At 41.7% G+C, this 10,749-nt stretch carries 12 protein-coding genes and 1 pseudogene; 10 read left to right on the top strand and 3 right to left on the bottom strand.

All coding sequences use genetic code 11. The annotated features are described in order from the left end of the window. The first annotated feature begins 247 nt into the window (after nucleotides 1-247). The 7 genes from A3I3_RS0107980 (at nucleotide 248) to dltD (ending at nucleotide 7,018) form a co-directional block, all read left to right on the top strand. A complete protein-coding gene (locus A3I3_RS0107980; RefSeq protein WP_018372192.1) occupies nucleotides 248-1,213 on the top strand; it encodes a ribose-phosphate diphosphokinase in 966 nt (321 codons plus the stop codon). Nucleotides 1,214-1,461: 248 nt separating this feature from the next. After that, a complete protein-coding gene (gene srtB / locus A3I3_RS0107975) occupies nucleotides 1,462-2,310 on the top strand; it encodes a class B sortase, LPKTxAVK-specific (protein WP_018372191.1) in 849 nt (282 codons plus the stop codon). A 242-nt stretch (nucleotides 2,311-2,552) separates the two neighbouring features. Beyond that, a complete protein-coding gene (gene dltX, locus A3I3_RS0107970; protein ID WP_018372190.1) occupies nucleotides 2,553-2,684 on the top strand; it encodes a teichoic acid D-Ala incorporation-associated protein DltX in 132 nt (43 codons plus the stop codon). A 33-nt stretch (nucleotides 2,685-2,717) separates the two neighbouring features. Continuing rightward, on the top strand, nucleotides 2,718-4,244 hold the full coding sequence (gene dltA, locus A3I3_RS0107965) for a D-alanine--poly(phosphoribitol) ligase subunit DltA (protein WP_018372189.1): 1,527 nt from the start codon (nucleotides 2,718-2,720) through the stop codon (nucleotides 4,242-4,244). Then, nucleotides 4,241-5,488: a D-alanyl-lipoteichoic acid biosynthesis protein DltB gene (gene dltB, locus A3I3_RS0107960; protein ID WP_018372188.1), complete on the top strand. Its 1,248-nt coding sequence runs from the start codon at nucleotides 4,241-4,243 to the stop codon at nucleotides 5,486-5,488. Before dltA ends, dltB begins: the two co-directional genes overlap by 4 nt. Nucleotides 5,489-5,511: 23 nt before the next feature. Next, nucleotides 5,512-5,751: a D-alanine--poly(phosphoribitol) ligase subunit DltC gene (gene dltC, locus A3I3_RS0107955; RefSeq protein WP_018372187.1), complete on the top strand. Its 240-nt coding sequence runs from the start codon at nucleotides 5,512-5,514 to the stop codon at nucleotides 5,749-5,751. Beyond that, entirely contained in the window at nucleotides 5,744-7,018 is a 1,275-nt protein-coding gene (gene dltD / locus A3I3_RS0107950; RefSeq protein WP_018372186.1) for a D-alanyl-lipoteichoic acid biosynthesis protein DltD, read from the top strand. Before dltC ends, dltD begins: the two co-directional genes overlap by 8 nt. Nucleotides 7,019-7,061: 43 nt before the next feature. Here dltD and A3I3_RS0107945 read toward each other — a convergent pair whose 3' ends face one another. Both A3I3_RS0107945 and A3I3_RS0107940 read right to left on the bottom strand, forming a co-directional pair. After that, entirely contained in the window at nucleotides 7,062-8,231 is a 1,170-nt protein-coding gene (locus tag A3I3_RS0107945) for a CynX/NimT family MFS transporter (RefSeq protein ID WP_018372185.1), read from the bottom strand. 23 nt (nucleotides 8,232-8,254) lie between these two features. Beyond that, the gene (locus A3I3_RS0107940) at nucleotides 8,255-8,776 is read right to left on the bottom strand and encodes a TetR/AcrR family transcriptional regulator (RefSeq protein ID WP_026129868.1); all 522 of its coding nucleotides are present in this window, start codon (nucleotides 8,774-8,776) and stop codon (nucleotides 8,255-8,257) included. Between the two features lie 178 nt (nucleotides 8,777-8,954). Here A3I3_RS0107940 and A3I3_RS0107935 point away from each other — a divergent pair, with 178 nt between their 5' ends. Both A3I3_RS0107935 and A3I3_RS0107930 read left to right on the top strand, forming a co-directional pair. Beyond that, nucleotides 8,955-9,815, top strand: coding sequence for a cation diffusion facilitator family transporter (locus tag A3I3_RS0107935; protein WP_018372183.1), 861 nt, complete (start codon nucleotides 8,955-8,957; stop codon nucleotides 9,813-9,815). A 44-nt stretch (nucleotides 9,816-9,859) separates the two neighbouring features. After that, nucleotides 9,860-10,402 (top strand): ClbS/DfsB family four-helix bundle protein, encoded by a 543-nt coding sequence (locus A3I3_RS0107930; protein ID WP_018372182.1) that lies wholly within the window; start codon nucleotides 9,860-9,862, stop codon nucleotides 10,400-10,402. Nucleotides 10,403-10,415: 13 nt separating this feature from the next. Here the strand turns inward: A3I3_RS0107930 and A3I3_RS11150 are convergent, their stop codons facing one another. Next, nucleotides 10,416-10,634 carry a hypothetical protein gene (locus A3I3_RS11150; protein ID WP_081617464.1) on the bottom strand — a complete coding sequence of 73 codons (219 nt, stop codon included), beginning with the start codon at nucleotides 10,632-10,634 and terminating at the stop codon, nucleotides 10,416-10,418. Between A3I3_RS11150 and A3I3_RS11315 the strand changes: the two are divergent. Continuing rightward, nucleotides 10,595-10,749 (top strand): annotated as a pseudogene (locus tag A3I3_RS11315) (IS1182 family transposase); the annotation flags it as partial. The gene A3I3_RS11150 and the pseudogene A3I3_RS11315 sit on opposite strands and share 40 nt — an antisense overlap.

Raw genomic sequence — 10,749 nt, 5'->3', positions numbered from 1 at the left:
AGTAAGTTTGTGATAAAATTTAATTGTTCCATAAGATTCTTTCTAATGATGGTTTGATCGCTTTTCATTATAGGTCTTATGGGACTTTTTTTCTACAACAAAATAGGCTCCATAATTCCTACAGTGGTTTTACCCACTACAGAAATTATAGAGCCTGATAAAAACGCGTAAAGCGTTTTTATTTTTAATTGAAAAAAGTTCTAAAAAGCGATACAATGTTAAAGGAAATAAAAGTTCGGAGGAAATCATGTCGTTTTCTGATTTAAAGCTGTTTGCTTTGTCGTCTAATCAAGATTTGGCTAAACGTGTTGCGAAAGCAATTGGAATGGAACTTGGGAAATCTTCTGTCAAAGAGTTTTCTGATGGGGAAATTCAGGTCAATATTGAGGAATCTATTCGTGGTAAACATGTTTTTATCTTGCAATCTACAAGCTCACCTGTTAATGATAATTTGATGGAAATTTTGATCATGGTAGATGCTCTTAAGCGTGCGAGTGCGGAGTCTATTAACGTTGTAATGCCCTACTATGGTTATGCTCGTCAAGACCGCAAAGCTCGTGCTAGGGAACCGATTACTTCAAAACTGGTAGCTAACATGCTCCAGGTTGCAGGTGTTGACCGCTTATTGACGATTGATTTGCATGCAGCCCAAATCCAAGGTTTCTTTGATATTCCAGTGGATCATTTAATGGGAGCACCGTTGATTGCTGATTATTTTGAGCGGCGTGGAATGCAAGGTGAAGGGTATGTAGTGGTTAGTCCCGATCATGGTGGTGTGACTCGTGCTCGTAAGTTGGCAGAGTTTCTTAAGACTCCGATTGCAATTATTGATAAGCGACGTAGTGTTGATAAGATGAATACCAGTGAGGTTATGAACATTATTGGTAATGTCTCTGGTAAAACTTGTATTTTGATTGATGATATGATTGATACGGCGGGAACGATTTGTCATGCAGCTGATGCTTTGGCAGAAGCTGGCGCAGTTGAAGTCTATGCTAGTTGTACCCATCCAGTTCTTTCTGGACCGGCTATGGAGAATATCCAAAAATCTGCGATTAAGGAATTAGTTGTTTTAGATACAATTTATTTGTCTAAAGAGCGTTTGATTGACAAAATTAAACAGATCTCAATTGAAGAACTTTTGGCTGATGCGATTATCCGCATTCATGAAAAACGTCCTCTGTCACCACTTTTTGAAATTGGTAAGAATTAATTCATAGAATGATTATTTAGTGAAATTCCTCAAACAAAGGAATATTTGCAAAAGTCTTGACAAGGAGATTGAAAGAGGTTACAATATTTTCGGTGAGACTATATAGTTAGAAAATAAAGTCGTGGCTGAAAATTAAAATTATTATTGAAGGTTAACGCGGTAAAATAATTTATAACTTTACTACGCTATAAAAAGTATCACTAGGATTGTGGTCTTAGTGATATTTTTTGGCTTTCAAGGAGAAATATATGAGAAGAAGACGAAGATCTAAAGGAGCTGTAATCAAGTGGATTGCACTTATCGGAGGGATACTCGTTTTAATAGCGGGTGGCTGGTTTATCAGTCAGAAATTCTCTCTTCCAAAACACACGAATACGGCTGTTAGTTCAGTTAAAAAAGTTATGAAAACAAGCAGTAGCTCTGAGCAGGCTTACCAGCCTTCTGATGAGGAAAAAGCAGAATTGGCTGAGCGCTTTACTCCTTTGTTGAAGGTCAATAAGGAAACGATTGCTTATGTCTATGCGCCGGGAACGGAACTTGATGAACCAGTTGTGCAAACAACAGACAACGCAACCTATCTAGATAAAACTTTTGACGGTGGCAATCAGCCTTATCTGGGAACGGTTTTTATGGATACAGACAATAATCGCAACTTTAGGGATCGGCTGACTTGGCTTTTTGGCCATGCTCGTGGAAGTAAGGTTGGGGATCATCGGATGTTTAATGATGTGAATTACTACAGTGATCAAGCATATTTTGATCAACATCCTTATGTGGTAATCGAAACACCCGAGCGTAAGTTCTATTATGAAGCGATGGCGATGGTGATTGTGCCAGAAACAACGGCTTTCTATCGTACTAGTTTTAAAAATGATAAGGATTTTACAGATCAGTTGACTAAGATTCAGGCTGAGGCACAAGTTAAGAATCCTAATATTAAGATTGATGCGAAAGATAGATATCTTGTTCTGTCAACATGTCGTGAGGAAGATGAAACGATTCGAGCGAACTTATATTTGCGCAGAATACCTGATTCAGAAACAGCTGCTTTTGCAAAAGAGCATGCTGGGCAACTCAAATATGTAGCAACTCGTTAATCGTGAATGATACAGGTAAAGACGAATAAACCTTGTTGTGGCTTATTCGTTTTTTAGTCATGAGACATAAATGTTGAATAAGGGCTATGGGAATAGAAAAGTATATCTTAATTTGTTTTCTATGAGCATCTTAAAAAATAAAACGCTTTAAAAGTGGTTAGATATTGAAAGAATGGTGTATAAAATGGTAAAATAGGATATGTTTGATGAAATTTAGAGGATACTTTTGTAAGGATTGAGACATGACAAAAAATAAAATTGTGATGAAATTTATTGGGCAGACAGTCCTTTACTTTATCATCTTTTTGCTATTATTATACTTTTTTGCTTACCTTGGTCAAGGTCAAGGTGGCTTTATCTATAACGAATTTTAGGAGCTTCACGTGACACATACAGTAATCAACGATATGATTGAAACCATTGAGCACTTCGCTCAGGTTCAAGCTGATTTTCCAGTTTATAATATTTTAGGCGACGTTCATAGCTATGGGCAGCTCAAGCGCGACTCGGATTCTCTGGCGGCTAAGATTGACAATCTTGGTTTAGAAGAAAAGTCTCCTGTCGTCGTTTTTGGTGGACAAGAGTATGAGATGCTGGCGACCTTTGTGGCTTTGACCAAGTCAGGTCACGCCTATATTCCTATTGACAGTCATTCAGCCTTGGAGCGCGTGACAGCGATTGTGGAAGTGGCAGAGCCTAGCCTCATCATCGCAATCAATCCTTTCCCGCTGGAAGGGCTTAGTGTGCCGCGGTTTGACCTGTCAGATGTGCAGGCAGCTTTTGCTGCGGAGCAGCCCTATGAGCTTAGCCACTCGGTCAAGGGCGACGATAATTACTACATTATCTTTACTTCGGGGACAACGGGGAAGCCTAAGGGTGTGCAGATTTCTCATGACAATCTGCTCAGTTTCACCAACTGGATGATTAGCGATAAGGAATTTGCAACGCCACCTCGCCCGCAAATGCTGGCGCAGCCGCCCTATTCTTTTGACTTGTCAGTCATGTACTGGGCACCGACCTTGGCTCTGGGCGGGACGCTTTTTGCCCTGCCGAGCGCAGTGACCCAGGACTTTAAGCAGCTGTTTGCCACGATTTTGGACTTACCGATTGAGATTTGGACTTCAACGCCGTCTTTCGTTGACATGGCGATGCTGTCTGAAGATTTTTCGGCTAAAAATATGCCCCAGCTGACCCATTTTTACTTTGACGGTGAGGAATTGACGGTCAAAACCGCTCAAAAATTGCGCGACCGCTTCCCACAAGCTCGCATTATCAATGCCTATGGGCCGACGGAAGCAACTGTAGCACTATCGGCAGTCGCTGTGACAGACGATATGCTAGCCAATCTCAAGCGCCTACCAATCGGCTACACCAAGCCTGATTCGCCGACCTTTATCATCGACGAAGAAGGGAAAGTTTTGCCGCTGGGTGAGCAAGGCGAAATTATCGTGTCAGGCCCAGCCGTATCCAAAGGCTACATGAACAATCCTGAAAAGACAGCTGAAGCCTTCTTTGAGTTTCAGGGTTTGCCAGCCTACCACACGGGTGATGTGGGTTCGATGACCGAGGACGGGCTGCTCCTTTACGGTGGTCGTATGGATTTCCAAATTAAGTTCAACGGTTTTCGGATTGAGCTAGAGGATGTTTCGCAAAATCTCAATAAATCGCAATATATCAAGTCTGCAGTGGCGGTGCCTCGCTACAATAAAGACCACAAGGTGCAAAATCTGCTGGCTTATGTGGTGCTAAAAGAGGGAGTAAGAGAGCAATTTGAGCGCGAGATTGATATAACAAAAGCAATTAAGCAGGATTTGGAGGACATCATGATGTCTTATATGATGCCGTCTAAGTTTCTCTACCGTGAATCTTTGCCGCTGACACCAAACGGTAAGATTGACATCAAGGGCTTGATTGCCGAGGTCAATAAGCGATGATCGATTTTCTCAAACAGCTCCCTCATTTAGAGCCTTACGGCAATCCGCAGTATTTTATCTATATTATTCTGGCGATCTTGCCCATTTACATCGGGTTATTTTTTAAGAAACGCTTTGCTTTCTACGAAGCGTTGGTCAGTCTGGTCTTCATCATCTTGATGTTGACAGGAACCGACTTGAGGCAGATTTTCGCCTTACTCTTTTACACGGTCTGGCAAACCTTCTGGGTCTTTACCTATAAATTTTACCGGAAAAAGTACGACAATAAGTGGGTCTTTTACCTGCATGTTCTGCTTGCCATTCTGCCCTTGACCTTGGTTAAGGTGACGCCAGCCATTCAGGCGCACCACCAGTCGCTCCTAGGCTTTCTGGGGATTTCCTATCTGACCTTCCGCTCGGTTGGGATGATCATGGAAATGCGCGACGGTGTGCTCAAGGACTTTAGTCTCTGGCAATTTTTACGCTTTATGCTCTTTATGCCGACCTTTTCAAGTGGTCCGATTGACCGTTTCAAGCGCTTCAATGAAGACTATGAAAACATTCCCGACCGCGATGAATTGCTGGATATGCTGGAAAAAGTGGTTCACTATATCATGCTGGGCTTTCTTTACAAGTTTGTCCTGGCACATATTTTTGGTAGCATGCTTTTGCCGCCGCTCAAGCAGTTGGCGGTGCAGACAGGTGGTGTCTTCAATCTACCGACCTTGGGTGTCATGTACGCCTTTGGCTTGGACCTCTTTTTTGACTTTGCCGGCTACACCATGTTTGCGCTAGCCATTTCCTATCTCATGGGAATTAAGAGCCCTGTCAACTTTGACAAACCTTTCCTTTCCCGCGATTTGAAGGAATTTTGGAACCGCTGGCACATGAGTCTGTCTTTCTGGTTCCGCGACTTTGTCTTTATGCGTCTGGTTATGGTGTTGATGCGCAATAAAGTTTTCAAAAACCGCAATGTCACTTCTGGTGTCTCCTATATCATAAACATGCTGATTATGGGCTTCTGGCACGGCGTGACTTGGTACTATATCGCTTATGGACTTTTCCACGGTGTGGGACTGGTGGTCAATGACGCTTGGCTGCGCAAGAAAAAGACGTTCAATAAAGAACGTAAAAAAGCGGGTAGACCTGCTCTGCCTGATAATCGCTTGACCCAAGCGCTGGGCATGTTTATCACTTTTCATGCAGTCATGTTTTCATTTTTAATCTTTTCGGGATTTTTAAATGAATTATGGTTCAAAAAATAAATGAAATAATGAGGAGAAAGATAATGGACGTAAAACAAGAAGTAATAGAAATTATTGACGAATTATTCATGGAAGACGTGTCTGACATGATGGACGAGGATCTCTTTGATGCTGGCGTTTTGGACAGTATGGGAACGGTCGAGCTGATTGTCGAATTGGAATCACGCTTTGACATTCATGTTCCCGTGTCCGAGTTTGGTCGTGACGACTGGAATACAGCTAACAAAATCATTGAAGGAGTAACGGAGCTACGCAATGCTTAAACGTTTGTGGCTGATTTTAGGCCCTGTTTTCTGCGCTTTTTTACTGGTTCTAGGACTATTACTTTTTTATCCAACCCAGCTAGGACATAACTTTACAACGGAAAAAAAGGCGGCAGTGACTTTAACGGCCGAAGGATTCAAAAGTCGAACACAAAAAGTTCGCGCATTTTCTGATAAAGAACATAACTTTGTTCCTTTTTTCGGTTCAAGCGAATGGTTGCGTTTTGATAGTATGCACCCTTCTGTCTTGGCGGAACGCTATAATCGTTCTTACCGACCTTACCTACTAGGGCAACGTGGGGCTGCTTCTTTGACCCAGTATTTTGGCATGCAGCAAATCTTGCCGGCTATAGAGAAGAAGAGTGTTGTCTATGTTGTCTCACCTCAGTGGTTTACTAAGACAGGGTACAATGCAGGAGCCTTCCAATCCTATTTTTCTAGTGATCAGTTGACTAGCTTTTTGGATCAGCAAGAGGGAACAGACTATCAGCAATATGCCGCTCAGCGTTTGTTGAAACTTTACCCAAATGTTGCTATGGCAGACAGTGTGAAAAAAATAGCTAATCATCAGGCGCTTTCAAGCTGGGAAGAAACGAAAATTGGGGTGAGCAAAGGTTTTAACTGGCGGATGGACACACTCTTTAGTCCCTTTACTTCAACCATTAACGAGAACTATGATCGTCTCATCAAGCCTCAGTTGGGCCGTTTACCGAATACTTTCTCTTACGATGTTTTAGAAAAAATCGCGACAGCAGATGCCAAAAAATACACATCTAATAACGATTTAGGAATTGACAATAAATTTTATAATCAGCGTTTGAAAAATAAGATTGGCAAGATGAGAGGAAAGCAAAAAAATATTTCCTACATTAAGTCACCTGAGTACAATGACTTGCAGTTGGTACTCAATCAATTTGCAGCTTCTAAAACAAATGTGATGTTTGTCATTCCACCAGTTAATGCCAAGTGGATGGCTTATACAGGGCTGAATCAGGACATGTATAATAAGGCCGTTGCAAAAATTCGTTATCAGTTGGAGAGTCAAGGCTTTACGAATATAGCAGATTTCTCAAAAGATGGAGATAAGCCTTATTTCATGCAGGATACGATTCATCTTGGTTGGAATGGTTGGTTAGCTTTTGATAAGGCAGTCAATCCTTTTCTTAGCCACCTACAACCAGCTCCAACTTATAAGCTTAATAATCAATTTTTCAGCAAAGAATGGGCACAATATGATGGAGAAGTAGGCCGTTTTGGAAAAGAATAATCAAAAAAATCCGAAATTTCGGATTTTTTTATTTCTGGATTATTTATAAAATCTTGTCTTGCTTTTCCACATAAAAGAGAGCAAGGGTCATGATGACATCAATAATGAGGAGCAGGGTGACCGCTGGTAGCCAAGAGTGAAAGAGGTCAAAGCTGTAGCCAAACAAAGTCGGACCAAAGGCGGCGAGAATGTAGCCGCCTGTTTGTGCCAGTCCAGAGAGTTGGGCGGTCTGGTCGGGCGTTGAAGTCTTGAGTGAGAAAGTCACCAAGAGATAGGGGAAGAGTGCGCTGACCGCAATCCCTATCAGGAGCGAGAGGATGAGCCAATAGGTGAAGTTATCGGTCTCTAGGAGCAGCATGCTGATGCCGATGAAGCCACAAGCTGAAACGAGCCCCAGCATGATTTTGCGTCCTTGAGCAGAAAGGCGCGTGGTCAGACTGGGCACAGTCATGGAAAAAGGCAGGCTGATAAAGGAGAAGACCGAAGCGAGTAGACCAGCCCCGTCCTTGGAAATCCCCGCCTGCACAGCCATAGTCGGCAGCCAGGTCATACTGGTATAGAAAATCAAGGATTGAAAGCCGCCGAAGATAATCAGAGCCCAGACCTTTTTATTTTTAAGTAGCGAGCCTTGCTTGTGCTCCTTGCTTGAGCGATGCAGATAGTGGTTGTAGCGGACATTTGGTAGCCAAAGGAGCAGAGCAATGAGGCAGACCAGAGTGAGCAGCAGCACTAAACCTTGCCAGGAGCTCGCCTTGGTAATGGGCACCGCCAACCCCGCCGCCAAGGCTGTGGATAAGCCCATAGAGGTTGTGTAGACAGTGGTCAGAAGCCCGATTTTTTCGGGTTGATTGGCTTGGATGACGCTGGGCAGCAGCACATTTAAAACAGCAATGGCAAGTCCGATGATGATTGTACCGAGAAAGAGCAGGGGTAGATTGAAAATCCGGATAAAAGAGCCCAGAGTAAGCACCAAGAGCACCGAGGCAAAGAGCCGTTCCAGTCCTAATTTTCTGGCAAAGGCAGGTGCCAAGGAAGAAAAGAGGGCAAACATGATTAAGGGCAGCGTGGTGAGCAGTCCGAGTGAGCTGACCTTGACATCAAGGCTAGCCGCGATGTCGGTCAAAACGGTGGGGATAGTCGTGAAGGGCGTCCGCAGGGAAATTCCCAGCATGATAATCCCTGCAAGAAAAAAGCTCGAATGTTGTTTTTTCATAATTCTCCTAAAATGTGTAAAATTTAATTTATAAGTGCTAAAAAATAGTTGGTAATAGTTGTTTCGTCTACTTTATCGCGCTGTTCCAGCCACCAAGTGACTGTTTCAATGAAAGTTGTTGTGACATAATTTTTCAAAAATAAGTCAGGTAGCTGAGACTTTTGCTGTGATAAGGTTTCCTGAACCAATGGAAAAAGATAATGTTCCAACTCTAGTTTAAGCCGTCTGGTGAAGTACATATTTTTTGATAGCAATAAAGTTGCAATCTTGTCTTGATTTTTTTGAAAATGGTAAAAAATATGAGCAATCATATCAAAAGGAGTACCATCTGACTGACGTTCAATAAAAGTATGCTGAAACAGATCTTGACAAAGCTCTTCTAGCAGATTTTCCTTGGTTTCAAAGTGCGTGTAAAAAGTCGAACGACCAACATCAGCTAGATCAATAATCTCTTGAACGGTAATTTTTTCATAACTTTTTTGGTTGAGCAAGCTAATGAAAGAGTGATAAATAGCTGCGCGTGATTTTTTGACCCGTCTGTCCATCTTTTTCCAAACAAAAGTAAGCCATTGTCCAATATCAGACAAAGGATTAGCTTTGTTTCTTGTTTCCTTTCTAAAAGTGAGAGATAATATTATTGAACAAGGTGTCTTGTTTTGAATATATTATACAATAAGTTTAAGCGAAGTACAATAACTAGATAAATTGGTTAGGAGGCTTATGATGAAATCTAGCAAAAATATGTTTACTGCTTTTCTTTTGAATTTTTCTTTTGCTATTATTGAGTTTATTTTTGGTTTTGTGTTTAATTCCAGTGCAGTTTTAGCAGATGCTGTCCATGACACGGGTGATGCAGTAGCAATTGGCTTGTCAACTTTATTTGAGAAAATTTCCAATAAGCAAGACGACGAAAGCTATACACTGGGTTATAAACGCTACAGTTTACTAGGGGCTGTGCTGACGTCCATTATTCTTATCGTCGGTTCAATCTTGGTTCTTTTTGAAAATATTCCCAAGTTGTTTGCGCCCGAAAAGGTTAATTATGACGGTATGCTGATTTTGGGAATTGTAGCTATTACTATTAATTTTGTTGCGAGCCGCGTCGTTCATCAGGGACACACGCACAATGAGTCTATTCTCAGCCTTCATTTTTTAGAGGACATTCTGGGCTGGTTAGCTATTATTTTAGTTTCTCTGATTCTGCGGTTTACTGATTGGTATTTCCTTGATCCACTCCTTTCTTTATTAATTTCTCTCTTTATTTTGAGTCAAGCACTACCAAAATTTTGGGAAAATATAAAGATTTTCCTCAATCACGTGCCAGAAGATTTAGCTGTAGAAAAGTTAAAAACAGAGTTGGAATTGATAGAAGGTATTGCTTCCATTCCTCAGTTAAATATTTGGACAACAGATGGAATAGAAAAATGTGCTATGATCCATATTTGCCTAAAAAATCCAAAAAAGGTTCAAGAGACAAAACAAGCCGTCCATCAACTATTAAAAGCGCATGATATAAGCAGGGTAACAATCGAATGTGACGAAAGTCTAGCAGAGCATGAGGCACATGGCAGTGTGGGACTTTGAATAAAGAATCCTTTCTGCTATAATGTAGACAAGGAGGGACTGCAATGAGAACCTACGAAAGCAAAAACGAGTTAAAAAATGAAATCGCTAAAGCCTACGCCAAATACGTGGCCGAGTTTGACGACATTCCTGAGAATTTAAAGGATAAACGGTGTGATGATGTGGAACGAACGCCGGCTGAAAACTTAGCTTATCAAGTGGGCTGGACGACTTTGCTGCTCAAGTGGGAGCGAGATGAAAGGCAGGGCTTGAACGTCAAAACCCCTTCGGCTGACTACAAGTGGAACCAGCTAGGGCAGCTCTATCAGTGGTTTACAGGCACCTATTCTCACTTGTCTTTGCAGGAATTAAAAAGAATCTTGGACAGCAATATCCAAGAACTTTATCAGATGATTGACAGTATTAGCGAGGAGGAAATCTTTCAACCCCACATGCGAAAATGGGCGGGCGGCGCAACCAAAACCGCCGTCTGGCCAGTCTATAAATTCATCCATATCAACACCGTCGCTCCCTTTGGCACCTTCCGAACTAAAATCAGAAAATGGAAGAAGAGGGTGGGGGAAATTCTACTGGATATTAATAATTGAATTTAGTTGACAATCATACAAAGCAAGTATATAATTGAGTACGAAGGTAAGGTTCATTAGAATACCAAAGAGCCTGGGACAATAGTCCCTTATCTCCAAAAAAAGCAACGGCAAATCCGTTGCTTTTTTGCATGGTTGCGATAGTCTTGGTAAAATAGAATTGCACAATAAACCATTTAGAAAGGCTATCCCATGCATATTCACTATAACACAAATCAAACAACTTTACCACTAGAAATCAGTTCTTTCTTGCCACAAGACCATCTCGTCTTTACGATTGAAAAAGTGGTGAATACTTTGGAGGATTGTCACTTCCACGCCTTCTATCATGCCTTTGGTCGCCCGTC

Source organism: Streptococcus massiliensis DSM 18628, from assembly GCF_000380065.1.
In the GTDB taxonomy this organism is placed as follows: domain Bacteria; phylum Bacillota; class Bacilli; order Lactobacillales; family Streptococcaceae; genus Streptococcus; species Streptococcus massiliensis.
The sequence above is the reverse complement of the archived record's forward strand: the minus strand, read 5'-3'. Positions and strand labels throughout refer to the sequence as shown.